The organism is Streptomyces sp. NPDC012637, from assembly GCF_042954805.1.
GTDB lineage: Bacteria > Actinomycetota > Actinomycetes > Streptomycetales > Streptomycetaceae > Streptomyces.
On sequence record NZ_JBIBDS010000008.1, the window covers coordinates 1 to 22,977 of the forward strand.

General features: G+C 71.9%; 22 protein-coding genes. 5 read left to right on the forward strand and 17 right to left on the reverse strand.

Annotated features, from left to right (window positions below; translation table 11 throughout):
- Window positions 1-345: 345 nt before the first annotated feature.
- Entirely contained in the window at window positions 346-1,719 is a 1,374-nt protein-coding gene (locus ACFY8W_RS28490; RefSeq protein WP_391111100.1) for an FAD-dependent oxidoreductase, read from the forward strand.
- 84 nt (window positions 1,720-1,803) lie between these two features.
- Window positions 1,804-3,417, forward strand: coding sequence for a LuxR C-terminal-related transcriptional regulator (locus tag ACFY8W_RS28495; RefSeq protein ID WP_391111103.1), 1,614 nt, complete (start codon window positions 1,804-1,806; stop codon window positions 3,415-3,417).
- Between the two features lie 93 nt (window positions 3,418-3,510).
- Here the strand turns inward: ACFY8W_RS28495 and ACFY8W_RS28500 are convergent, their stop codons facing one another.
- Both ACFY8W_RS28500 and leuA read right to left on the reverse strand, forming a co-directional pair.
- Window positions 3,511-4,203: a TerB family tellurite resistance protein gene (locus ACFY8W_RS28500; RefSeq protein WP_391111106.1), complete on the reverse strand. Its 693-nt coding sequence runs from the start codon at window positions 4,201-4,203 to the stop codon at window positions 3,511-3,513.
- A 203-nt stretch (window positions 4,204-4,406) separates the two neighbouring features.
- Entirely contained in the window at window positions 4,407-6,170 is a 1,764-nt protein-coding gene (gene leuA, locus ACFY8W_RS28505) for a 2-isopropylmalate synthase (protein WP_391111109.1), read from the reverse strand.
- Between the two features lie 297 nt (window positions 6,171-6,467).
- Here leuA and ACFY8W_RS28510 point away from each other — a divergent pair, with 297 nt between their 5' ends.
- Together ACFY8W_RS28510 and ACFY8W_RS28515 are read left to right on the forward strand one after the other, a co-directional pair.
- The gene (locus tag ACFY8W_RS28510) at window positions 6,468-7,526 is read left to right on the forward strand and encodes a M4 family metallopeptidase (protein WP_391111112.1); all 1,059 of its coding nucleotides are present in this window, start codon (window positions 6,468-6,470) and stop codon (window positions 7,524-7,526) included.
- Between the two features lie 20 nt (window positions 7,527-7,546).
- Entirely contained in the window at window positions 7,547-7,810 is a 264-nt protein-coding gene (locus ACFY8W_RS28515; RefSeq protein ID WP_391111114.1) for a protealysin inhibitor emfourin, read from the forward strand.
- An 84-nt stretch (window positions 7,811-7,894) separates the two neighbouring features.
- Here the strand turns inward: ACFY8W_RS28515 and ACFY8W_RS28520 are convergent, their stop codons facing one another.
- From ACFY8W_RS28520 to ACFY8W_RS28565, 10 genes are all read right to left on the reverse strand, one after another.
- Complete coding sequence (locus ACFY8W_RS28520; RefSeq protein WP_391111117.1) at window positions 7,895-8,782, reverse strand: hypothetical protein; 888 nt, start codon at window positions 8,780-8,782, stop codon at window positions 7,895-7,897.
- Window positions 8,783-8,786: 4 nt separating this feature from the next.
- Window positions 8,787-9,143 carry a peptidase inhibitor family I36 protein gene (locus ACFY8W_RS28525; protein WP_391111119.1) on the reverse strand — a complete coding sequence of 119 codons (357 nt, stop codon included), beginning with the start codon at window positions 9,141-9,143 and terminating at the stop codon, window positions 8,787-8,789.
- A 96-nt stretch (window positions 9,144-9,239) separates the two neighbouring features.
- A complete protein-coding gene (locus ACFY8W_RS28530; protein ID WP_391111122.1) occupies window positions 9,240-10,226 on the reverse strand; it encodes a helix-turn-helix domain-containing protein in 987 nt (328 codons plus the stop codon).
- Window positions 10,227-10,382: 156 nt separating this feature from the next.
- The gene (gene era, locus ACFY8W_RS28535; RefSeq protein WP_391111125.1) at window positions 10,383-11,342 is read right to left on the reverse strand and encodes a GTPase Era; all 960 of its coding nucleotides are present in this window, start codon (window positions 11,340-11,342) and stop codon (window positions 10,383-10,385) included.
- Between the two features lie 21 nt (window positions 11,343-11,363).
- Entirely contained in the window at window positions 11,364-12,317 is a 954-nt protein-coding gene (locus ACFY8W_RS28540) for a WxL protein peptidoglycan domain-containing protein (RefSeq protein WP_391111128.1), read from the reverse strand.
- Between the two features lie 71 nt (window positions 12,318-12,388).
- Window positions 12,389-13,735 carry a beta-xylosidase gene (locus ACFY8W_RS28545; protein ID WP_391111131.1) on the reverse strand — a complete coding sequence of 449 codons (1,347 nt, stop codon included), beginning with the start codon at window positions 13,733-13,735 and terminating at the stop codon, window positions 12,389-12,391.
- A 222-nt stretch (window positions 13,736-13,957) separates the two neighbouring features.
- Window positions 13,958-14,437: a hypothetical protein gene (locus ACFY8W_RS28550; RefSeq protein WP_391111134.1), complete on the reverse strand. Its 480-nt coding sequence runs from the start codon at window positions 14,435-14,437 to the stop codon at window positions 13,958-13,960.
- Window positions 14,438-14,668: 231 nt separating this feature from the next.
- A complete protein-coding gene (locus ACFY8W_RS28555; RefSeq protein WP_391111137.1) occupies window positions 14,669-15,031 on the reverse strand; it encodes a cytidine deaminase in 363 nt (120 codons plus the stop codon).
- A gap of 26 nt (window positions 15,032-15,057) precedes the next feature.
- A complete protein-coding gene (locus ACFY8W_RS28560; protein WP_391111140.1) occupies window positions 15,058-15,789 on the reverse strand; it encodes a hypothetical protein in 732 nt (243 codons plus the stop codon).
- Between the two features lie 171 nt (window positions 15,790-15,960).
- A complete protein-coding gene (locus ACFY8W_RS28565) occupies window positions 15,961-16,848 on the reverse strand; it encodes a helix-turn-helix domain-containing protein (RefSeq protein WP_391111142.1) in 888 nt (295 codons plus the stop codon).
- Between the two features lie 112 nt (window positions 16,849-16,960).
- On the opposite strand from ACFY8W_RS28565, the gene ACFY8W_RS28570 reads away from it, so the two are divergent.
- Complete coding sequence (locus tag ACFY8W_RS28570; RefSeq protein WP_391111145.1) at window positions 16,961-18,409, forward strand: MFS transporter; 1,449 nt, start codon at window positions 16,961-16,963, stop codon at window positions 18,407-18,409.
- 1 nt (window position 18,410) lies between these two features.
- Here the strand turns inward: ACFY8W_RS28570 and ACFY8W_RS28575 are convergent, their stop codons facing one another.
- The 5 genes from ACFY8W_RS28575 to ACFY8W_RS28595 form a co-directional block, all read right to left on the reverse strand.
- Window positions 18,411-18,764: an MmcQ/YjbR family DNA-binding protein gene (locus ACFY8W_RS28575; RefSeq protein WP_391111148.1), complete on the reverse strand. Its 354-nt coding sequence runs from the start codon at window positions 18,762-18,764 to the stop codon at window positions 18,411-18,413.
- Window positions 18,761-20,065 (reverse strand): CNNM domain-containing protein, encoded by a 1,305-nt coding sequence (locus ACFY8W_RS28580; protein WP_391111151.1) that lies wholly within the window; start codon window positions 20,063-20,065, stop codon window positions 18,761-18,763. Before ACFY8W_RS28580 ends, ACFY8W_RS28575 begins: the two co-directional genes overlap by 4 nt.
- 13 nt (window positions 20,066-20,078) lie before the next feature.
- Window positions 20,079-20,576, reverse strand: coding sequence for an rRNA maturation RNase YbeY (gene ybeY, locus ACFY8W_RS28585; RefSeq protein WP_391111153.1), 498 nt, complete (start codon window positions 20,574-20,576; stop codon window positions 20,079-20,081).
- A gap of 12 nt (window positions 20,577-20,588) precedes the next feature.
- Window positions 20,589-21,611, reverse strand: a complete 1,023-nt coding sequence (locus ACFY8W_RS28590) for a PhoH family protein (protein WP_391111155.1) — start codon at window positions 21,609-21,611, stop codon at window positions 20,589-20,591.
- A gap of 131 nt (window positions 21,612-21,742) precedes the next feature.
- Complete coding sequence (locus ACFY8W_RS28595; RefSeq protein WP_391111158.1) at window positions 21,743-22,846, reverse strand: PfkB family carbohydrate kinase; 1,104 nt, start codon at window positions 22,844-22,846, stop codon at window positions 21,743-21,745.
- Between the last annotated feature and the right edge of the window lie 131 nt (window positions 22,847-22,977).

Sequence of the window (22,977 nt, forward strand, 5' to 3'; positions counted from 1 at the left end):
CAACGGCTGGCTCGCCGTCACCTGGTGCGCCGGCCTCGCGGTACTCGGCTACCTCTGGTCGACGTCGAAGTTCAACGACGACCCGAAGTAACCGCCATGACGGGGCGAACCGCCTCCCGCACGCCGTACCGGCTCCGCACCATCCGAGGGCGGTGCACACCGACGACACGTCGGAGTGCGCCGCCCTTTCGCGTGCCACAATCCACGCGGGCACTTATGGAACCCATAAGTCCACCTTATGGGGCCATAGACCGGGGGCGGGTACTCCTCCGCGACCCGGATTATTTAGGGTGACCTAAGTGGCGGCGCCTTCGCCGCCACGTCGCTTGCGAAGGGAATCCAGTCATGCCCCGCCCCCTCCGGGTCGCGATCGTCGGCGCCGGCCCCGCCGGGATCTACGCCGCTGATGCGCTGCTGAAGTCCGAGGCCGCCGCCGAACCGGGTGTGTCCATCGACCTCTTCGAGCGGATGCCGGCCCCGTTCGGCCTCATCCGCTACGGCGTGGCGCCCGACCACCCGCGGATCAAGGGCATCATCACCGCCCTCCACCAGGTCCTGGACAAGCCGCAGGTCCGCCTCTTCGGCAACGTGGACTACGGCACCGACCTCCACCTCGACGACCTCCGCGCCTTCTACGACGCCGTGATCTTCTCCACCGGCGCCATGGCCGACCGCGAGCTGAAGATCCCCGGTGTCGAGCTCGACGGCTCGCTCGGCGCCGCCGACTTCGCCTCCTGGTACGACGGCCACCCGGACGTCCCGCGCACCTGGGAGCTGTCCGCCGAGAAGGTCGCCGTCCTCGGCGTCGGCAACGTGGCGCTCGACATCGCCCGCATCCTCGCCAAGACCGCCGACGAGCTGCTGCCGACCGAGATCCCGGCGAACGTCTACGAGGGCCTGAAGGCCAACAAGGCCGTGGAGATCCACGTCTTCGGCCGCCGCGGCCCGGCGCAGGCCAAGTTCAGCCCGATGGAGCTGCGCGAGCTGGACCACTCCCCCAACATCGAGGTCATCGTCAACCCCGAGGACATCGACTACGACGAGGGCTCGATCGCCGAGCGGCGCAAGAACAAGCAGACCGACATGGTCGCCAAGACCCTGGAGAACTGGGCGATCCGCGACACCGGCGACCGCCCGCACAAGCTCTTCCTGCACTTCTTCGAGTCCCCGGTCGAGATCCTCGGCGAGGACGGCAAGGTCGTCGGCCTGCGCACCGAGCGCACCGAGCTGGACGGCACCGGCAACGTCAAGGGCACCGGCCGGACCACCGACTGGGACGTCCAGGCCGTCTACCGCGCCGTCGGCTACCTCTCCGACGAGCTGCCCAAACTGCCGTGGGACACCGTCAGCGGCACCGTCCCGGACCAGGGCGGCCGCGTGATCGAGGAGGGCGGCGAGCACATGGCCTCCACCTACGTCACCGGCTGGATCCGACGCGGCCCCGTCGGCCTCATCGGCCACACCAAGGGCGACGCGAACGAGACCGTGGCCAACCTGCTGGACGACTTCGCCAACGGCCGGCTCCTCACGCCCGAGACCCCGGAGGAGGACGCGGTCGTGTCCTTCCTGGAGGGCAAGGGCGTCACGTACACGACGTGGGAGGGCTGGTACCGGCTCGACGCCGCCGAGAAGGCGCTCGGCGAGCCGCAGGGCCGCGAGCGCGTGAAGATCGTCGAGCGCGAGGACATGCTGCGCGCCAGCGGCGTCGAGCTCGCCTGACGCCCGTGACACCGGCGTGACGCCCGTCCGACCAGCCGCGGCTTCTTCCCGGTCCTATTCTGAAAGGACCGGGAAGGAGCCGTCATGGCCGTGCTGGAACGGGCCAGGAGTGCGGCGGCCCGCGAGGACTGGGCCGGTGCGTACGCCCTCCTGCACGAGGCCGACCGGCATCCCGCCGACGTCCTGACGCCCGGTGACCTCGACGCGCTCGCGGACTCCGCGTGGTGGTCGGGCCGGGTCGACGAGTCCGTCGCGGCCCGGCTGCGGGCGCACGCGGCGTACGTGGCCGAGGGCGACTGGCGCGGCGCCGGACTCACCGCGTGGTGGCTGTCCTTCGAGTACCGCCGCCTCGGCCGGCCCGCGGCCGCCGCGGGCTGGCTGCACCGCGCCCGGCACCAGCTGGAGGGCCGGCCCGACTGCCCCGAGCAGTGCTTCCTCGCCTGGACGGACACGGAGGAGGCCGACGGACACCACGACCCGGCCGCGGCCCTCGCCGCCGTCCACCGCATGGGCCGCCTCGCCCTCCGCTCCGGCAGCCCCGACCTCCTCGCCCTCAGCCGCCAGGCGGAGGCCTCCGTCCTCCTCGCCCAGGGCCGCCGCGCGGAGGCCTTCGCCCTCCTCGACGACGCGATGGCCTCGGTGACGGCGGGCGAACTGAGCGGCCTGTTCACCGGCCGGCTCTACAGCCTGGCCCTCACCCAGTGCATGTCCGCCGCCGACCTCCGCCGCGCGGTGGAATGGACGGACGCGGCGATGGCCTGGTGCGCGGCCCCCAACAACCCCTTCCGGGGCCTGTGCCGGATCCACCACGTCGAGGTGCTCGACCTGCTCGGGGAATGGACCCGGGCCGAGGAGGCGGCGCGCCTGGTGTGCCAGGAGGTGTTCGTCGACTCGCTCGGCACGGCGGCGGCCGCCTCGTACGCGGCCGGGGAGATCCAGCGGCGGCAGGGGCGCCTGGAGGAGGCGGCCCGGTCGTACGGGCGGGCGCACGAGCTGGGCCGGGTGCCGCAGCCGGGGCTCGCGCTGCTGCGACTCGCGCAGGGGCGCGCGGACACCGCGCTGGCGGGGCTGCGGCTCGCGCTCGACTGCCAGTCCGACCCGGCGCACGACCTGCTCGGCCGGGCCCGGCTGCTCGCCGCCCTGACCGAGACGAGCCTCGCCCTCGGCGACCGCGCCGCGGCCGCCGGAGCCGCCACCAACCTGGAACGGCTCGCCTCCCCCGACGTCCCGCTGCTCTCCGCGATGGCGGCGACCGCCCGCGGCTCCGTCACGCTCGCGCCCGCGCCGCTGAAGCGCGCCCTGGCGCTCTGGCTCCGGCTGCGCGTCCCCTACGAGGCCGCGCAGGTGCGGATGCTGCTCGCGGCCGCCGACCGCGCGGCCGGCGACGAGGAGGCGGCCCGCCGCGACCTGCTCGCCGCCCGTGCGGCCTTCGAGCGCCTCGGTGCCGTACCGGACGCCCGCCGCGCCGCCGCCCTGCTGACCGGCCGGCCGCCGCGGCGGCCGCCCGGCGGGCTGACCGTGCGCGAGGCGGAGGTCCTGCGGCTCGTGGCCTCGGGTGCGAGCGACCGGGACGTCGCCCGGAAGCTGGTGATCAGCGAGCACACGGTCACCCGCCACCTGAACAACATCTTCGCCAAGCTGGCCGTCTCGTCCCGCGGGGCGGCGACGGCGTACGCGTACGACAACGGCCTGGCGTAGCGCCCGTCCGCCGTGATCGGGCCCGCGCGGCCGCGCCTCGTACGAGGGCGGCACCGTCCGGCCCGCGCCGCCGCGCCTCGGCGGTCGTGCCCCTCAGCCGACCTTGCGCGCCGTCGCGAGCAGCCGTGCCGTGTCGTCCGCGCACAGGGCGAGCGCGTTGCCGACGGTGGTGAGGACCTCCCGCTCGGCGGGGCTGTACGGGCCGTCCGCGAGGGCGATCATCGCGCCCTGGAGCAGGATCGATTCGCGGCCCGAGGGGGCCAGGTGCGGCGAGAGCGGTTCGAGTGCCTCGTGGAGCTCGATGGCGAGGGCCGCTCCTCCGCTGCTGACGTCCGGCAGGAAGCGGCCGGTGTCGGCGGCCAGCGCCTCCACCAGCTCGACGAGCTGGAGCCCGGTGCAGTCGGCGAAACCGGCCGCCCGCACACCGCCCACGGCGATGTCGACGGCGGTACGGGAGGAGGTGCCGCCGGCCGCGAGGACGGCGAGGGCCACGGTGTGCACGGCGTCGCGCAGCATCCCGGAGAACCGGCTCGTCGTCGGGTGGGCCAGCACGTCCGTGCCGAAGTGGGTGTGGCAGGCGGCGCACTCCACGACCGGTCCGGCGTGGCCCCGGGGCAGCAGCGGCACGCCCAGGACGGCGAACCGGCGGCGGCCGGTGCGTCGGCGGTAGTTGCGGTCCCCGCCGCACTCCTCGCAGAAGAACTCGCCGTCGCCGACCGTGTTCCACGAGGTGCGAATTCCGCAGAGAACCCTGCTCCGGTCCCGTGACTTCCGCGCTGACCGCACGCCGCACCTCCTTAACGTCCCGGCAACACTGCCGGCGTTGGCGTGATGTTAGCCACATCGATGATGTGGCGTCAGCACCTCGTCAGCAGAACGCCAAGGAGATGGCCGAGACCCGCCGCCCATCGCAGCAGCCCGGAGGGCGATCCGCCGGTGGCGAGATCACCCTCTGGGGTGGACGAGGGCAGCGGGTCCGGGGGCGGGCGTCAGCGCGCGGAGCGGTTGACCGCGGAGACGACGGCCTTCAGCGAGGCGCGGGTGGTGTTGGCGTCGATGCCGATGCCCCACAGGACCTTGCCGTCGATGGCGCACTCGATGTACGAGGCGGCCTGCGCGGACGCGCCCTCGCTCATCGTGTGCTCCTGGTAGTCCAGCAGTCGGGCGTCCACGCCGACCGCCTGCAGCGCGGCGAAGAAGGCGGAGATCGGACCGTTGCCGGAGCCGGTCAGGACGGTGTCGACGCCGTCGACGACCGCCTCGACCTTCAGGGTGTCGGTGCCGTCCGTGTCCGAGGTGGACTGGCCGGAGCGCAGCTGGATGCGGCCCCAGGCGTTGTCCGGGTTCGGCAGGTACTCGTCCTGGAAGACGGACCAGATCTCCTTCGGCGTGACCTCGCCGCCCTCGGCGTCGGTCTTGGCCTGGATGATCCGCGAGAACTCGATCTGCATCCGGCGCGGCAGGTCCAGCTTGTGGTCGTTCTTCAGGACGTACGCGATGCCGCCCTTGCCGGACTGCGAGTTGACGCGGATGACGGCCTCGTAGGAGCGGCCGACGTCCTTCGGGTCGATCGGCAGGTACGGGACGGCCCACTCGATGTCGTCGACGGTCTTGCCCTGGGCGGCGGCGTCCGCCTCCATGGCGTCGAAGCCCTTCTTGATGGCGTCCTGGTGGGAGCCGGAGAAGGCGGTGTAGACCAGGTCGCCCGCGTACGGGTGGCGCGGGTGGACCTCCATCTGGTTGCAGTACTCGCTCGTGCGGCGGATCTCGTCGATCTGCGAGAAGTCGATCTGCGGGTCGACGCCCTGGCTGAACAGGTTCATGCCCAGGGTCACCAGGTCGACGTTGCCGGTGCGCTCGCCCTGGCCGAACAGGCAGCCCTCGATGCGGTCGGCGCCGGCCATGATGGCCAGCTCGGCGGCCGCCACGGCCGTACCGCGGTCGTTGTGCGGGTGGACGGACAGGCAGACGTGCTCGCGGCGGGTCAGGTTGCGGGACATCCACTCGAAGCGGTCCGCGTGCGTGGACGGCGTCGAACGCTCCACGGTGGCGGGCAGGTTGAGGATGATCTCGCGGCCCGGGCCGGGCTGCCACACGTCGCAGACCGCCTCGCAGACCTCCAGGGCGAAGTCCAGCTCGGTGTCGGTGAAGATCTCCGGGCTGTACTGGTAGCCGAAGGTGGTCTCCGGGCCCAGCAGCTTCTCCGCGTACTCCATCACCAGGCGGGTGCCGTCGACCGCGATCTGCTTGATGTCGTCCTTCGAGCCGCGGAAGACGACCCGGCGGAAGGTGGGCGCGGTCGCGTTGTACAGGTGCACGGTGGCGCGCTTGGCGCCGACCAGGGACTCCACGGTCCGCTCGATCAGGTCCTCGCGGGCCTGGGTCAGTACGGAGATGGTGACGTCGTCCGGGATCGCGCCCTCTTCGATGATCGAGCGCACGAAGGCGAAGTCGGTCTCGCCGGAGGACGGGAAGCCGACCTCGATCTCCTTGTAGCCCATGCGGACCAGCAGGTCGAACATCTCGCGCTTGCGGGCCGGGCTCATCGGGTCGATCAGCGCCTGGTTGCCGTCGCGCAGGTCGGTCGACAGCCAGCGGGGCGCCTTGGTGATGCGCTGCTCGGGCCAGGTGCGGTCGGGGATGTCGACGGCCTCGTACTGCCCGTACTTGTGCACGGGCATCCCGGACGGCTTCTGCAGGTGCGTCGCGTTGGTGACGGGCGTCGGGCGGCTGATGAACGGCGACTGGGACATTGCGTAGGGCTCCTCGGAAGTCCTGCGAGAGAGGGACGGCCGACTGTCGAACGCAACACCGAAACCCGCGGGGAGGGGGTCGGCCTACGACTACAGGCCCTCGCCGCGGCAGCTAAGGAGAAGCAGCCCGAAACGCATGATGTGCGTCACCATAGCCCAGGACCGGCGGGGGCGGACGTCCCGTTTCAGTATGCGGGACGGCCCTCACGTCAAGGGAGAAAGGTGACCCATCACTCTATTTCACCAATCACCGTCGCTGCTCGTGACAGTCACGCCACACAGTGCCACATTGCAGGGATGACTCCCCCCTCTTGCTCCACCCCACCCGGCGTCTGCTCGATCGTGCCGCCCCACATGCTGGAGCGGCTCGCCGAGTCCGACAACCCGGCCTTCGCCGAGGCCGCCCGGCGCACCCTCCTCGTGGACGCCACCCAGCGCTCGGCCCGCGAGGAGGCGCCTCCTGCCCCGGCCGGCGGCGAGGCCTCCGACAAGCCGCAGCGCACCGTCTACGACGCCGAGCACGGCACCGAGCTGCCCGGTGCCGAGGTGCGCGGCGAGGGTGAAGCGGCCGTCGCCGACACCACCGTCAACCGGGCCTACGCCGGGCTCGGCGCCACCTTCGACCTCTTCGCGAAGGTCTACGGCCACCGCTCGATCGACGGGGCCGGGATGCCGCTGCTCGCCACGGTCCACTTCGACGAGAAGTACGACAACGCGTTCTGGAACGGCGAACAGATGGTGTTCGGCGACGGCGACGGCGAGCTCTTCCTCGACTTCACCATCCCGGTCGACGTCATCGGCCACGAGCTGGCCCACGGCTTCACCCAGCACACGGCGAACCTCGCCTACTTCGGCCAGTCCGGGGCGCTCAACGAGTCCGTGTCCGACGTCTTCGGCTCGCTCGTGAAGCAGTACGCGCTCGGCCAGACGGCCGACCAGGCGGACTGGCTGATCGGCGCCGGGCTGCTCGGCCCCGCCATCGACAACGGCGTGGCGCTGCGCTCGATGAAGGAGCCGGGCACGGCGTACGACGACGACGTCCTCGGCAAGGACCCGCAGCCCGCCACGATGGACGACTACGTCCGCACGAGCTCCGACAACGGCGGCGTCCACATCAACTCGGGCATCCCCAACCACGCCTTCTACCTGCTCGCGACCGAGCTCGGCGGCTTCGCCTGGGAGCGGGCGGGCCGGATCTGGTACGACGTGATGACCGGCGGAACACTGACCGAGGAGGCCCGGTTCTCCGAGTTCGCGCGGGCGACGGTGGCCTCGGCACGGAAGCTCTTCGGCGACGGCGACGAGCTGGCGGCCGTCCTCAAGGCCTGGTCGCTCGTCGGCGTGCCGACGAACTGAGACCCCTGTAGACAGGTCCCATGCGGATTCGAATACAGCGCACGGGAGGCTTCGCGGGCGTCCAGCGGTCGGCGGAGGTGGACACCGCCGGCCTGGCGGACGCGGCCGAGTGGCACGGTCTGGCCGACACCGTCCTCAGGGAGGGCGGGGGAGACGGCCGGGCCGTGCCGGACGGCTTCTCGTACGAGATCACGATCGACGACAGGACGATCCACTGCTGCGACCCGGACCTCACGGACACGCAGCGGACCCTCATCACGAGGGTCCTGAAGGAAGGCGCCTGACCCGCGCCCCGGCCTGGGCCGGCTCCCGGCCCGAGTCGCGCCCCGTGCCCCGCCGGCCCGCGTCGCGCCCCGTGCCCCGCGGGGTCACGCGCCCGTCCGGCGCAGGGCGCGCTCGCGCAGCTCCCCGACTCGGCGGGCCTTCGTCCATGAGGACTCGGGCAGACGGGCCTGGACGTGCTCCTGGGCGGTGCGCGTGGCCTCCGCGAGGTCTCCGCGGCTCTGGCAGAGCGCGTCACGCCGTGCCAGTTGCTGTTCGCGGCGGCCCGTCCGCAACAGGGCCGAGCGGTCGCCACCGGCCCGGAGCACCGCCTCCTGGATGAGTCGTCGGGCCTGCTGGAGCGTGGTGACCTTCTCCCCCTGCTCCGCCATGCAGGCGGCCCACGTCTTCTGCGCGGCCACGAACTCGGGGGAGGCGACGACCTGGGCGACGATCTCCGTAGCCGCTCCGGTGGCGTCGACCTCCGCCTGTTCCCACGCCCCGCCGTACACGTCGCGACGGGCCAGGTACACGCAGCCGTCGGTGTTGACGCGCAGGGTGGGCGCGCCGCTCGCCGTCAGCGTGATCTGCCGCTCCCCCGTGCCGATCAGCGCCTTCTGCCAGGCCGTGCGCCTGGGCTCGGCCAGTCGTGCGACGGCGGCCGTGTTGGGGTCTTCCGCAGGGCCCGCGAGCGCGACGGACGCCAGGCCGTACCCGTCGGCGCCGGCGGCGTCCTCCGTCAGCAGCCCGTAGGGGTTCGCGGAGACGTAGCGGCCACCGGGCACCGGCTCATAAGTGAATCCGCGTCGCTGCATGCACGCCTCGACGGAACGTTCCTCGGCCTCGTGCAGCGCCCCGGCCTGCCGTTCCGCAACGACGGTGACCCCGTCGAGAGGGACGGGGAGGCTGTCGGCGTCCCCGTGGGCGGGTGCCGAGGAGCACCCGCCCACCGCCAGCAGGCACAGGACGAACAGGGCTGCTGGTCGCAGGTTCACGGCATCAGCACCAGTAGTTCGACGCGATGTTCTTGTAGTACGGGGTGCCGGACAGGTCGCCCAGGCCGTACCCGCGGGGGATGTTCATCGAGGAGCCGGTGTAGCCGGTACCGCTGTACACGCGGACGCTGCACTGGGTACCGGAGTTGGACACCGAGACGGCGTTGTCGAACTTGTTGTACTGGAGCAGGTTGGTGTTGTTGCCGTAGACCGTGCCCGGGTCGCCCGCGTAGTCCGTGTACAGGTACGCGCAGAGCGCCCCGGACGGGCACGGAGACGCGGACGCCGGCGTGACGGAGAGGCCGACGCCGAGCCCGGCGGCGGCGAGCACGGCCGCACTCGCGATCAGCTTCTTCAGCATGTGGGTTTCCTCCCGTAGTGGCGGTGGTGCTTCCACCGACCACCACGACGCTAGTCAGCCTCACCCACCGGGTCATTCACACCGGGTGCCCGGTCGTTACCTCTGCGCGCCCTTGCTCAGCAGGGCCCGGTGCCGGTACTCGCCCGGCGGCATCCCGTACGCGGTCCGGAAGGCCCGGCTGAAGGCGGCGGGCCGCGGGAATCCCCAGCGGGTGCCGATGGCGTGCACCGTGAGGTCGCTGAGGTGACGGGCGGACAGGTCGCGCCGGCAGTGTTCGAGACGCTGTCTCCGGATGAACTCGGCGACCGTCGTGTCGTGGTGGCGGAAGAGCCGGTGCAGGGCGCGGACGGACATCTGGTGGGCGGCGGCGACGGCGGAGGGCGTCAGGTCCTCGGACCCCAGGTGAGCGCGGATGAACGACTCGATCCGCAGGAGCAGGACCTTCTCCCTGGCGGACGCCGGCACCGCCTGCTGCCGGTCGAGGTGGTGGGCGAGGACCGCGCCCGTCAGGTCGAGCACGGTGGTGTGGAGCCTGCCCGTGTCCTGGGGCGTGCAGTGGGGCACCTCTTCACGCAGGCCGGTGAGGAAGCGGGCGAGGAGTCCGCCCACGCCCTGCCGCGCGGGGAGCGGCACCGCGAGGAGCCGGGAGGCGTGGGCGTCGCGGAAGGGGAGCAGCCTCTTCGGGAAGTGCAGGATGAGCGAGCCCGCCGGCGGCCCGTCCGCGGTGACCGAGGCCTCGTACGGCCGCGAGGAGTCGTACAGCACCATCTCGCCCCGGCCCAGCGTCACTCGTCGGCCGCTCTGCTCCAGCCGCTGGTGCCCGCCGGTGATCAGGGCGAGGTGGTACAGCTCGGGATCCGACCTCCTGATGAGCGCCGGGGTACGCCGGCAGGCCAGCGGGCTGTAGCTGAAGTCCGCGAGCTGTACGCCCTCCCGCAGGGCCATGGCCTTCAGCCGGACTCGCAGGGGGCCCTCGCCCAGCGGTCTGACCTCGGTGGCGCCGAGCGCCCGGTGCGAGAGGCCCCGCCAGCCGCTTGCCCGCGCACCCGCCGGCGAGGCGTCACCGTCGAAGACGACGTCCACGTGTCCCCCTGTTGCTCGATCGACCGATCATGTCGATGCCTCGACCGGATGATCATGTCGACGGAACAGGGGGGACCCGCGCCGTTCCCTGTCCCTGGGACGGGGGCCGGGCGTCCCAGGGACGGACGGGACGGGAGAAACCCGGCTCGGCTCGCCCTAGAAGCCGAGCCGCCGGAGCTGCTTGGGGTCCCGCTGCCAGTCCTTCGCGACCTTCACGTGGAGGTCCAGGAAGACCGGGGTCCCGAGCAGTGCCTCGATGTGCTTGCGGGACTTCATGCCGACCTCCTTGAGGCGGCTGCCCTTGGGGCCGATGATGATGCCCTTCTGGCTGGGGCGCTCGATGAAGACGTTGGCGTGGATGTCGAGCAGCGGGCGGTCCGCGGGGCGGCCCTCGCGCGGGATCATCTCCTCCACGACCACCGCGATGGAGTGCGGCAGCTCGTCCCGCACGCCTTCGAGCGCGGCCTCGCGGATCAGCTCCGCGACCATGACCTGCTCCGGCTCGTCGGTGAGGTCGCCCTCCGGGTAGAGCGGCGGGGACTCCGGCAGGAGCGGGATCAGCAGGTCGGCGACCAGCTGCACCTGCTTGTCGCCGACGGCGGAGACGGGCACGATCTGGGCCCACTCGATGCCGAGCTCCTTGCCGAGCTGGTCGATGGCGATCAGCTGCTCGGCGAGGGTCTTGGAGTCGACCAGGTCGGTCTTGGTGACGATGGCGACCTTCGGCGTCTTCCGGATCTCGGCGAGTTCCTTGGCGATGAACCGGTCACCGGGGCCGAGCTTCTGGTCGGCGGGCAGACAGAAGCCGATCACGTCGACCTCGGCCCACGTGGTGCGCACGACGTCGTTGAGCCGCTCGCCGAGCAGGGTGCGCGGCTTGTGGAGGCCGGGGGTGTCGACCAGGATCAGCTGGGCGTCCGGGCGGTGCACGATGCCGCGGACGGTGTGCCGGGTCGTCTGGGGCCGGTTGGAGGTGATCGCCACCTTCTGGCCGACCAGAGCGTTCGTGAGGGTGGACTTGCCCGCGTTGGGTCGCCCGACGAAGCAGGCGAAGCCCGCCCGGTGGGGGGCGGTGTTCTCATCGGTCTCAGGGGTGCGAACGCTCATGGGGGCCATTGTCCCCGATGAGCGCCCGCCTCACGTACTCAGTGCCCGTCGGCGGCGCATCCGCAGGGCCAGGACGCCTCCGGCGGCTCCGGTGAGCAGGGCGGCCAGCGGCAGCCAGGGCAGCGCCAGGAAGGAGACGCGGCCGGACTCGCGGACGTCCTCGGCCGTGGCGGTGAGGGTCACGTCGCCCCAGTCGAGCTGCGGCGATCCCGTCCACCGCGCGGTGAGCCGGATCTTCTGCCGGGGCAGCAGCTCGGCGGGCAGCCGGTCCAGGTCGCGGGAGAGCAGGGTGCGGCCGAAGAGGCCCTGTGCGGTGAGGGCCACCTTGGGGTTGAGGGTGACGTTGCCGCGGTTGTGCAGGGTGTAGCCGACCAGGGCACTGCTGGTGCGGGTGCCGGGAACGAGCGGCCGGTCCTGGCTGAGGGTGACGTCCTCGACGGACAGGGCCGGGACCGTGGGTCCGCCGACCCGCAGATAGACCCGGGCGCCGACCGCCCGCTGCACGCCGAGCGCGACGGGGCCGCCCGCGCCTTCGGCGATCCGCTCGTCGAGGGCGACGACGGCACCGGGATGGTCGCCGGGCTCGGCGTCTGCGGGGACGGTGAGGGTGTACGGCACGGTGACGGCCGAACGCGCGGGGACGGTGACCCGGTCGCGGGCGGGCCTGATCCAGGCGCCGGCGCCGGTCTGCTTCTCCTGCCGGGTGCGGACGGCGAAGCCGCCGTCGCGTTCGGTGTTGTAGGCGTCGGCGCCGTACAGGAGGAAGGTGAGCGGGGCGGCGGTCTTGTTGGCGACGGTGACCTTGTCGGTGACGGTGGTCCCGGGGTCGGCCGAGAGGTAGAAGTACGGGCGGCTGCCGAGCCGCGACGCGGCCGGGTAGACGGCCCACTCGCCGTTCTCGGCGGCGGAGGCGGGCGCGGCGGCGGGCAGCGGGCCCAGCAGCGCCAGGGCGGTGCACAGGAGGAGGACGTACAGCGTGCGCACGGGTGCGGACCCCTTGAGGTAGGTGGCGGGCCGGCCGGGTGCGCGCCCGGCCCGCTCGGCGGTCGGTCGGGTCAGGACAGCGTCAGCGTGAGCACGCCCGCGTACGAGCCCGGCGCGGTGAACGCGGGGACGTCGAGGGACAGGCCCGCGTCGACGGTGAACTCGCCGCCGGTGAGGGTGCCGTTGGGCGTGGAGGCGAGGGTCGCGCCGGTGCTGCCGACGGCACCCGCGCTGCCGGGCACGCAGGTGCTGGGGCTGCCGGCCTTGGTCGTGCAGGCCGGGCTCCAGCTGAGCCTGCCGGCACCGATGGCGCCGCCGGGACCGGTGAAGTCGGTGACCTTGCCGGTCAGGGACCAGCCCGCGGGCCCGCCGCGGAAGTCCTTGACCGTCACCGTCTTCAGCGCGCCGGTGGCCGCGCCGCCCTGCCCGAAGTCGACGGCCGAGAGCTCGACGGCGTCGCCGGCCTGGGTCATCGACAGCTCGCCGGCCTTGACCGACGCGGTGACCTTCTGGCTGTTCGGCGGGGGCGGGGTGTCGTCGATGACCTGGTACGCGACGGGGCCGGCGCCCTTGTCGGGGTCCCAGGCCGCGCCCTCGTACGCCACGATCCCGGTGGTCGCCAGGTCGCTGACGCTCAGACGTGCGGCGAAGCCGCCCTGGCTGTCCGTGGTGACGGTCATCCGGTCGGCGGTCTCGGCCGCTCCGGCCCGGCCGACGACCGTGACCTCGGCGAGCGGCGTGAACTTGCTGCCGGTGACCGTGACCCGGACGCCGGGCGCGCCGGAGGCGTTGTCGAGCTGGAGGGCCCGCTCGTTGGCGCCGGGCTGTGCCGTCGCGGTGACCGTCTCGGAGACGGGCGCGGGCGGGTTGGTCACGGTGCAGGGCGTGTCCAGCTCCATGATGTAGCTGGTGTGGATGTTGTAGTCGCCGGGCGAGAGGTCGATCGCGCCGGGCGCGGTGACCGTGAAGGTGCCCTTCATCGAGAAGGGCGGGAAGGCGCCCTTGCCGGGGACGGGCGGGTTCTTCTTCTCGCCGGTGACGGTGACGGAGCCGGTCTGGGCGCCGCCGAGGGTGACCTTGCCGCTCGGGGTCATGATGTCGGCGGGGAGGGCCAGGTCGACCGGGTTGGAGGCGGCGGGCTTGGTGACCGTGTAGGTGACGGTGACCGTGTCGCCGACCTTGGGTGCCGGGTTGTCGACCGTGATCTCGGCGGTGGTGGTGCCGTCGATGGGCGGGATGCCGGCGATCGGCGGCGGTATGCAGTGGGTGGCGAACTCCACGGCCTTGGAGGCGGTGGTGAGCGCGCCGGCCGGCGCGGCGAACGCCCCGCCCGCGGTGAGGGCGAGCGCGGTGGCGCCGAGGGCGGCGGTCCAGCGACGCCGTCTTCGAGCCGCCGCGCGGCTTCGGGTCTGTGCCATGTGGGTCCCCTCCTGAGGGATGAGAGGGCGCCATTGACGGCTGCGGGCCGAGAGAAGTCAATGGAATCGAAATGCACCGACTGATGACCCATCAGATACTGTCAAGATCGGCAGTCGGGGACGGTTTCCCCAGGTCACAGCGGCGCCTCGACTGAAGCACCGCACGGCACAGCAACGACCGGCACCGCCCTCGGCGGTACCGGTCGGCCGTGCGGGAAGGGCTCAGCTGAACACGAAGGGCCCGGGCGACTGCGAGGTGAGCGCGTCACAGTTCACCGTGACGCCGAAGATCACCATCTTGAGCGCGGTGCCCGCGAAGTAGGAGTCGAGGCTGTCGCCGGAGGCGACCGTCCCACTGAGCGGGCCGATGGTGACGGCCTGGTTCGCGGCGAGCGCCGGGTTCTTCTTGCCCGTGAACACCCGGGTGCCGCCGCCGGCCTTGGCCATCGTCAGCGTGGCGCTGATCTGGTCGGCGCCGACCGCGATCGGCGTCTTCACCGCGGAGGTGAGGGTGATGGTCGCGGCGGTGCCGCTCTGCGTGGCGGTGAGCGTGGCACCGCCACCGCCCCACGACCCGCAGTCGTACGTGGCCGTGGCCGAACCCGGCGACACGGCGGCGGCCCCCGGCGCGAAGACGAGACCGGCGGCGGCGAGGGCTCCGGAGAGCACCGCGACGATCCCTAAGCTGCTGCTGCTTCTCATGGCGAGGTCGTACCCCTTCCGTTTCCGATGACGAACGCAGGGGTGCGGACACTGCGTCAAGGAACTCCGCGAGAAGGGCGGAGAACTGACGGTCCGTCGGACCGGTCGCTGCTATTGACGCGCATTCTTCACAAGAGCACAAGGCCCGTGCGGGAGCGGTACCACGAGGGCCCGGCGCGTGGTCCACGCGCCGGGCCCCCAGGGTTCGTACGTCACGGACGCACGGGCCGTTCAGCCCGCTGTGACCGCTTCCCGCAGCCGCCCGTCGGGCCCGGCGAGCAGCACCGGGGTCTCCGGCCCGCCCAGGTCCCGCACGGCCGCGCGGTCCTCGTCGGACGCGGACTCCGCGGTGGAGACCACGGCCGCGGCCTCCAGCGACTGCGCGCCGCTGGCGACGGCCATCGCGACGGCGGTCTGCAGCGCGCTCAGCTTGAGCGACTCGAGTGCGACGGTCCCGGCGACGTACGTCCGCCCGGTCTCGTCCCGTACCGCGGCGCCCTCCGCGACCCCGTTCCGGGCGCGGGCGCTGCGCGCCAGCGTGATGATCTTGAGGTCCTCGGCGCCGAGGTCGTCGTGCTCGCGGTTGAGTGTCATGATCCGAGGATAGGTCGGGTCGCGGCTCAGCTCTGAGCGGCCTTGGCGAACTTCTCGGTGGCCGTCTTGGCGAGGCCGTCGAAGTCCTTCTCGGCCTTCGCGGCGTCCGCGAGGTGCACCATGCGGAACGCACCGGTGCCCTGTCGGCCGACCAGGAGCTTCGGCTTGATCGTGATGCCGGGGGAGACCTCCAGCGCGAACCGGAAGGCCAGCACCTCCTCGGCGCCCTGCGGGGCGGTGAGCTTCTCCACCCCGAGCTTCATCTTCTGGCCCTCGGTCTCGACGGAGAAGCTCGTACAGGCGTCGAGCGCCGTGGCGATCTTCTTGGTGTAGTCGGCCGCGCCGGTGCCGGCGAAGGTCATGACCTCCTGGCTGAGCTCGGATGCGTTGTTGCCGATGACGAAGTCGACGCTCGCACCCTTGGTGGCGCCCGGGACGTTGGCGCTGATCATGTCGGCGAGCGGCTGGCACTCGGCCTTGTCGGACTTGTAGTCCGACTTGTCGTCCTCGCCCTTCTTGGCCTTCCAGCCGGACGGCAGGTCCTTGACCTCCAGGGCGGCGGCCTTCATCTGCGCGTCCGTCAGCGGCGCGGCCGGCGCCTCGGACGTGGGGGCGGCGGAGGTCGTCGCGCCGGCGGCCGGCTTGTCCGCGCCGTCCTTCTTGGTGTCCTCCTTCGCCCCGCCCCCGCACGCGGCGGTCAGCGAGAGCGCGGAGACGGCGAGGGCGGCGGCCAGGCCGCGGCTGATGCGAGTACGCATGGTGAACTGCCTTTTGAGGGTGGGTGAATGAGCGGAAAACGCCTGGTCACCGGGGTCGGCGACCGAACGGCGAGGAGAATATACGGGGCCGGTGACAGGCCCCTGTCACCGGCCCGTCCCTATCCGGCCCCACCTGGCCCTCCCCGGTCGGGTGCGTCCCGAGAGCGTCCGTCAGCCCGCCACCGGGTACATCGCCCCCCGCCGCCCCTCCGGCGACGTCAGCCACTCCAGCTTCGCCGCCGTGTCGGCCTCGGGAAGCGGGGTGTGGAGCACGATCACCAGGTCTGGGCGGGCCGGTACGCGGAGCTGGGTGGCCTCCACGTGCAAGGGGCCGGCCAGCGGATGGTCCAGGATCTTGCGGGTCTGGCCGCCCGGCATGATGTCCCGCTGCTCCCACAGCTCCGTGAACTCGGCGCTGGCCGCCTTCGCCTCCTCGACCACCGCCCGGAAGCCGTCGTCGTCCGGGCTCTCCGAGCAGGCCGCCCGGAACTGGGCGACGACCTTGGGCGCCAGATCCGCCCAGTCGTTCGCCCGGGAGCGGTAGATCGGGTCGGTGAAGAACGAGATCAGGCAGTTCTGGACGATCTCCGGCCGCATCCCGAGGACGAAGGACGCCGCCTCGTTGTACATGACCGTGTTCCAGTAGGCGTCCATGATGTGCGCCGGGAACGGCATCCACGCCTCGATCAGCCGTCGCAGCCCGTGGCACATGTCCACCGAACCCGGGTCGACCTCCGGCGCGGGCGGGTTGAGGCCCGCGAGGACGTACAGGTGGCGCCGCTCGGCGGGGCTCAGCCGCAGCACCCGCGCGACGGAGTCGAGCACCTGCGGGGAGACGGTGATGTCGCGCCCCTGCTCCAGCCACTGGTACCAGGAGACCCCGACACCGGCGAGGACGGCGACCTCCTCGCGGCGCAGCCCCGGCGTGCGGCGCCGGGCACCGCCGTCCGGCAGACCGGCCTCGGCGGGCGTCACCCGGGCCCTGCGGCTCATCAGGAACTCGCGCAGTTCGGCCAGTCGGTGGGCCTTGCCGTCGGTACTCTCCAGCGCCGTGGCCACGTGTGCTTCCTCCCCCTGGACGCATGGTGGTGTCTGGTCGTGCCTGGTGGTGCGACCAACAGGATAAGTTCCCGCTCCCCACGGACATTCCCGCGCCACGAGAGTCGTGGCCATGGCAACCGTCACCTCCCCCGAGGCTTCCCCGAACGAGACCGCCCCGGTCGCTCCCGCTCCCCCGACCCCCACGGCCCCGGCCGCCCCCGCGCTCACCGGCCGCGCCCGGCTCATCCTCATCGTGCTGTGCGCAGCCCAGTTCATGGTGTCGCTGGACTTCTCCGTCCTCAACGTGGCCTTGCCCGTACTCGGCGCGGACCTCGGCCTCAGCACCTCCGCCCTCCAGTGGGCGGTCACCGCCTTCGCCCTGCCGTCCGGTGGCTTCCTGCTGCTCTCCGGCCGGATCGGCGACCTGTACGGACGCAAGAAGCTGTTCCTCGCCGGCCTCGCTCTCTTCGGCGCGGCCTCGCTGCTCGCCGCCTTCGCCTGGAGCCCGGCCGCGTTCCTCACCGGCCGCGCCCTGCAGGGCCTGGGTGCGGCGGCGATCGTGCCGACCGGCATGGCCCTGCTGACCACCACCTTCCCCGAAGGCCCGCAGCGCGACCGGGCGCTCGGCATCTCCGGCACCATCCTGTCGCTGGGCTTCACTATCGGCATGGTCCTGGGCGGTGTCATGACCGACACGTTCGGCTGGCGCTCGACCATGGGCCTGCTCGCCGTGTTCAGCGTGCTCGTGCTGCCCTTCGCCCCGGGCCTGCTGCCCGAGTCCCGCACTCCCGAGCGGCCCCGCCTCGACGTGCCGGGCGCGGTGACCGTCACCGGCGGCCTGCTGTCCCTGATCTACGCCCTGTCGACGGCGGCCCAGCGCGGCTTCGGCGGCACGGACGTCCTGGTCACCCTGGTGGCGGGCGTGGCCCTGCTGGTCGCCTTCGTGGTCGTCGAGTCGCGGCACGAGTCCCCGCTGGTGTCGCTGCCGATGCTGAGGCGGCGCACCGTCGCCTTCGGCAACCTGGGCGGGCTCGTCACCTTCGCGATGATGTCGACCGTCGTCTTCGTCCTGACCCTCTACCTGCAGGAGACGCTGGGCCTGTCCGGCTTCCAGACCGGTCTGGTCTTCGGCGTCCAGGGCGTGCTGTCGGTGCTCGCCGGCTCCTTCGCCGCCAAGGTGATCGGCCGGATCGGCGCCCGCCGCACCCTGGTCCTCGGCCTCACCGGCCAGGGCGTGCTGACCGCCGGGCTGCTCGCCATCGGCACGGACTCCGGCGCCGTCCTGGCGACGGTCGTGGTCTCGCTGGCCTCCATGTGCCACCTGGCCGCGATCATCTCGTACGGCGTGACCGTCACCTCCGGCGTCCCGGACGAGGAGCAGGGCCTGGCCACCGGGCTGGTGACCACGACCCAGCAGGTCGGCCTCACGGTCGGCATCCCGCTGCTCGGCGTCCTCGCCACGACCGGCGACAGCCTGTACGGGGGCGTGCGCACGGTGCTCGCGCTGGACGTGGCGATCGTCCTGGTGACGGCGGCCCTGGTCGCGCTCGGCCTGCGGCGCCGGACAGGCCTCAGGTGAGCTACGGCCGGTCGAGACGGAGCCGTACCGCCTTCGGCAGGCCGGCGACGACGAGGTCGTACGAGTCCTCGACGAGCTCCCGGACCATCCGGTCCGGGAGCTCCGGCACGGTCACCGTGTTCCAGTGCCGCTTGTTCATGTGGTAGCCGGGCGCGATCGCCGGGTACTCCTCGCGGAGCCGTACGGCGTCCTCCGGGTCGCACTTGAGGTTGACGCTCAGCGGATCGGCGTCCAGCCACGACAGCGCGAACATCTTCCCGGCGACCTTGAAGACCGAGACGTCCGGGCCGAACGGGAACTCCTCCGTCGCGTCGTTGAAGTCCAGGCAGAACGCGCGCAGCTGGTCGGGCGTCACCTCTCGGTCTCCTCCTCGTCGGTCTTGCCGAGCGGCTCGACGAGCACCGTCACGATCTTGTTCCGGCGGCCTGCCGGGGACTCGGCGGTGAGTCGCAGGGCCCGCCCGTCGGGCAGTTCGACGACGGCGTTGGCGCCGGCGATCGGCACCCGGCCGAGGGCCTTGGCGAGCAGTCCGCCGACGGTCTCCACGTCCTCGTCGTCGTACTCGTCGGGGCCGAAGCCGTAGAGCTCGCCGAGGTCGCCGATGTCGAGGCGGGCGGTGACCCGGTAGCGGTCCTCGCCGAGCTCCTCGACGGGCGGCAGCTCCCGGTCGTACTCGTCGGTGATCTCGCCGACGATCTCCTCCAGGATGTCCTCGATGGTGACGATCCCGGCCGTGCCGCCGTACTCGTCGATGACGACGGCGACGTGGTTGCGCTCCTGCTGCATCTCGCGCAGCAGGTCGCCCGCGTTCTTGGTGTCGGGCACGAAGGCAGCCGGGCGCATGGTCGTGGAGACCACGTCCGCCTCGGCGTCCCGGTTGATGTGCGTCTTGCGGACCAGGTCCTTCAGATACACGATGCCGACGATGTCGTCCTCGTTCTCGCCGGTCACCGGGATGCGCGAGAAGCCGGAACGCAGCGCCAGGGTGAGGGCCTGGCGGACGGTCTTGTAGCGCTCGATGCAGACGAGGTCGGTGCGCGGCACCATCACCTCGCGCACCAGGGTGTCGCCGAGCTCGAAGACCGAGTGCACCATGCGGCGCTCGTCGTCCTCGATCAGCGACTCCTGCTCGGCGAGGTCGACCATGGCCCGCAGCTCGGCCTCGGACGCGAACGGGCCCTTGCGGAAGCCCTTGCCGGGCGTGAGCGCGTTGCCGATGAGGATGAGCAGCTGCGGGATCGGGCCCATGACCCGGGCCAGCGGAAGCAGCACGTACGCGGCGGCGGTCGCCGTGTTCAGCGGGTGCTGACGGCCGATGGTGCGCGGCGAGACGCCGACGGCGACGTACGAGACGAGCACCATCACCGCGATCGCGACGAGCAGCGCCTGCCAGGTCTCCGAGAACTCCTCCAGGCAGGCGTACGTGACGAGGACGCCGGCGGCCATCTCACAGGAGACGCGGACGAGCAGCGCCACGTTGAGGTAGCGGGTCGGGTCGGAGGCGACCTGGGCCAGCTTCTCGGCGCCGCGCCGCCCGGACCGTACGGCCTCGGCGGCGCGGAAGGTGGAGACGCGGGCGATGCCCGCCTCGGCGCAGGCGGCGAGCCAGGCGACGATGACGAGGGCGACCGCCCCGATGATCAGTTGTGCGCTCATGACCGGACGGGGGTCAGGAGACGGTCGGCGCCGGCGACGGGCCGGTCAGGCCGTGCTCCGCGCGCCAGCCGTCCACGATGGCGGCCTGGAGACCGAACATCTCGGCCTTCTCGTCCGGCTCCTCGTGGTCGTAGCCGAGGAGGTGCAGCACTCCGTGGACGGTCAGGAGCTGGAGCTCCTCGTCCATGGAGTGCCGCGTCGGGGCGTCCTCGCCCTGCTTCTTGGCCACCTCGGGGCAGAGCACGATGTCGCCGAGGAGCCCCTGCGGGGGCTCCTCGTCGTCCTTCGACGGCGGGCGCAGCTCGTCCATCGGGAAGGACATGACGTCCGTGGGGCCCGGCAGGTCCATCCACTGGATGTGGAGCTGCTCCATCGCCTCCGCGTCCACGACGATCACCGAGAGCTCGGAGAGCGGGTGGATGCGCATGCGCGCGAGCGCGTAGCGGGCGATGTCGAGGATCGCCTGCTCGTCGACCTCGGTACCGGACTCGTTGTTGACGTCGATCGACATGTGCTCTTGCTTCTACTTCCCGTTGCGGCCGTTGAGGCTGTCGTACTTCTCGTACGCGTCGACGATACGGCCGACGAGCTTGTGCCGTACGACATCCTGCGACGTGAGCAGGGAGAAGTGCACGTCCTGGACCCCGTCCAGGATCTCCCGGACCTGGCGCAGACCGCTCTTCGTGCCGCCGGGCAGGTCGACCTGGGTGATGTCACCGGTGATGACGATCTTCGAGTCGAAGCCGAGGCGGGTGAGGAACATCTTCATCTGCTCGGGGTTCGTGTTCTGCGCCTCGTCGAGGATGATGAACGCGTCGTTGAGCGTCCGGCCGCGCATGTACGCGAGCGGCGCGACCTCGATCGTCCCGTTCGCCATCAGCTTGGGGATCGAGTCGGGGTCGAGCATGTCGTGCAGGGCGTCGTAGAGCGGGCGCAGGTACGGGTCGATCTTCTCGTAGAGCGTGCCGGGCAGGAAGCCGAGCCGCTCGCCCGCCTCGACGGCCGGCCGGGTCAGGATGATCCGGGTGACCTGCTTGGACTGCAGGGCCTGGACCGCCTTGGCCATGGCCAGATACGTCTTGCCGGTGCCGGCGGGGCCGATGCCGAAAACGATCGTGTGCTTGTCGATGGCGTCGACGTAGCGCTTCTGGTTGAGCGTCTTGGGGCGGATGGTCCGGCCGCGGCTGGAGAGGATGTTCTGGGTGAGCACCTCGGAGGGCGTCTCGACCGCCGCTTCCCCGTTCTCCTCACGCAGCATCGCGATCGAACGTTCCACGGCATCCTCCGTCATCGGCTGACCGGTGCGGAGCACCAGCATCATCTCGTCGAACAGGCGCTGGACGACCGCGACTTCCTTCGCGTCGCCGACCGCGCTGATCTCGTTTCCCCGTACGTGGATGTCCGTCGTCGGGAACGCGTCCTCGATCACGCGCAACAGGGAGTCGCCGGAGCCGAGCACCATGACCATGGGGTGCTTGGCGGGGACCGTGAACTGGGCGCGTGCCTGCCCCGGCGCGAGGGCGTGGGCTGTGGGTGTCTGAGTCATGGGCCGGCACTGTGGCCTGCACATACCTCCCGTTGCAGGGTTCTCGCTGCTCGACAACCTCTCGGGTACCAAGCCTACGACTCGCCCCGGACATCGCCGAAGCCTTTTACGGAAGGGCCGGAGGGATCCGGTCAGGTGGCGGGCGCGGGCCGGAAGCCGATCGTCGGGACCGCGCGGCGCAGCGGCCAGGGGCGGGCCGGGCGGTCCCGGAGCAGCCGCTCCAGGAAGGCGTAGCGGTCGCGCAGGGCGGCCGGGTCCTGGCACTCGTGGCCCTGGACGTGCTGCCACCAGGCGGCGATCTCGCCCCAGGTCGGCGCGGACAGCGAGCCGCCGAACTCCTGCACGGAGAGCGCGGCGGTGAGCCCGGCGAAGGCGAGCCGGTCGGCGAGCGGCCAGCCGGCGAGGGTCCCGGTGACGAATCCGGCGACGAAGACGTCGCCGGCCCCGGTCGGGTCGAGGGCGGAGACCTGGATGGCGGGCACCTCGGCGGTCTCGCCGGTGGCGCCGTCCACGGCGTACGCGCCCTCGGAACCGAGCGTGACGACGGCGTACCGCACCTTGTCGGCGAGCGCGCGGGCGGCGGCGCGGGGACAGTCGGTGCGGGTGTAGCGCATCGCCTCGGCGGCGTTGGGCAGGAAGGCCTCGCAGTGCTGGAGGTCGGCGAGCCCGGCGAGGTCCCACCGTCCGGTGTCGTCCCATCCCACGTCGGCGAAGACCTTGGCGCCGCTGCGGGCGGCCCTGGCCACCCACTCCTCGCTGCGGCCGGGCACGAGGGAGGCGACGGCGGCGCGGGCGTGCGGCGGGTAGGCGGGCAGGGCACCGTCGAAGGGCGGGGCCGCGTGACCGTGGGACACCATGGTGCGCTCGCCCTCGTAGGCCATGGAGACGGTCACGGGCGAGTGCCATCCCGGCACGGTCCGCGACAGCGAGAGGTCGATGCCCTCGCCCTGTTCGAGGGCGTCCCAGCAGTACTCGCCGTAGTGGTCGTCGCCGAACGCGGCGGCGAGCGAGGTGCGCAGACCGAGCCGGGCGAGGGCGGTGGCCATGTTGGCGACGCCGCCGGGGCTCGACCCCATGCCGCGGGCCCAGGACTCGGTGCCGCGCACGGGGGCGGAGTCGAGCCCGGTGAAGATGATGTCGAGGAAGACCGTGCCGGTGAGGAAGACGTCGCACTCGGGGTCGGTGGGCTCGCGCAGGCACACCAGGGGGTCGACGTCGGTGTCGCGTTCGGTCACGGCAGGCTCCCCGGTCGTGGTGCGGCGGATCGGCACGTGGTGCTGATCCGGACAGTGTGCCCGAAGGGGACGCTGAGACGGGGCTGACGCAACGAGATCGCCACGTGATACCCGCAGAATCCCATCCCAAA

Excerpts from the sequence above, each read along its gene's own strand:
- ACFY8W_RS28490 (WP_391111100.1), top strand. The coding sequence starts at position 346 with ATGCCCCGCCCCCTCCGGGTCGCGATCGTCGGCGCCGGCCCCGCCGGG.
- ACFY8W_RS28495 (WP_391111103.1), top strand. The coding sequence starts at position 1,804 with ATGGCCGTGCTGGAACGGGCCAGGAGTGCGGCGGCCCGCGAGGACTGG.
- leuA (WP_391111109.1), bottom strand. The coding sequence starts at position 6,170 with ATGTCCCAGTCGCCGTTCATCAGCCGCCCGACGCCCGTCACCAACGCG.
- ACFY8W_RS28510 (WP_391111112.1), top strand. The coding sequence starts at position 6,468 with ATGACTCCCCCCTCTTGCTCCACCCCACCCGGCGTCTGCTCGATCGTG.
- ACFY8W_RS28515 (WP_391111114.1), top strand. The coding sequence starts at position 7,547 with ATGCGGATTCGAATACAGCGCACGGGAGGCTTCGCGGGCGTCCAGCGG.
- ACFY8W_RS28525 (WP_391111119.1), bottom strand. The coding sequence starts at position 9,143 with ATGCTGAAGAAGCTGATCGCGAGTGCGGCCGTGCTCGCCGCCGCCGGG.
- era (WP_391111125.1), bottom strand. The coding sequence starts at position 11,342 with ATGGCCCCCATGAGCGTTCGCACCCCTGAGACCGATGAGAACACCGCC.
- ACFY8W_RS28545 (WP_391111131.1), bottom strand. The coding sequence starts at position 13,735 with ATGGCACAGACCCGAAGCCGCGCGGCGGCTCGAAGACGGCGTCGCTGG.
- ACFY8W_RS28550 (WP_391111134.1), bottom strand. The coding sequence starts at position 14,437 with ATGAGAAGCAGCAGCAGCTTAGGGATCGTCGCGGTGCTCTCCGGAGCC.
- ACFY8W_RS28555 (WP_391111137.1), bottom strand. The coding sequence starts at position 15,031 with ATGACACTCAACCGCGAGCACGACGACCTCGGCGCCGAGGACCTCAAG.
- ACFY8W_RS28560 (WP_391111140.1), bottom strand. The coding sequence starts at position 15,789 with ATGCGTACTCGCATCAGCCGCGGCCTGGCCGCCGCCCTCGCCGTCTCC.
- ACFY8W_RS28570 (WP_391111145.1), top strand. The coding sequence starts at position 16,961 with ATGGCAACCGTCACCTCCCCCGAGGCTTCCCCGAACGAGACCGCCCCG.
- ACFY8W_RS28580 (WP_391111151.1), bottom strand. The coding sequence starts at position 20,065 with ATGAGCGCACAACTGATCATCGGGGCGGTCGCCCTCGTCATCGTCGCC.
- ybeY (WP_391111153.1), bottom strand. The coding sequence starts at position 20,576 with ATGTCGATCGACGTCAACAACGAGTCCGGTACCGAGGTCGACGAGCAG.
- ACFY8W_RS28590 (WP_391111155.1), bottom strand. The coding sequence starts at position 21,611 with ATGACTCAGACACCCACAGCCCACGCCCTCGCGCCGGGGCAGGCACGC.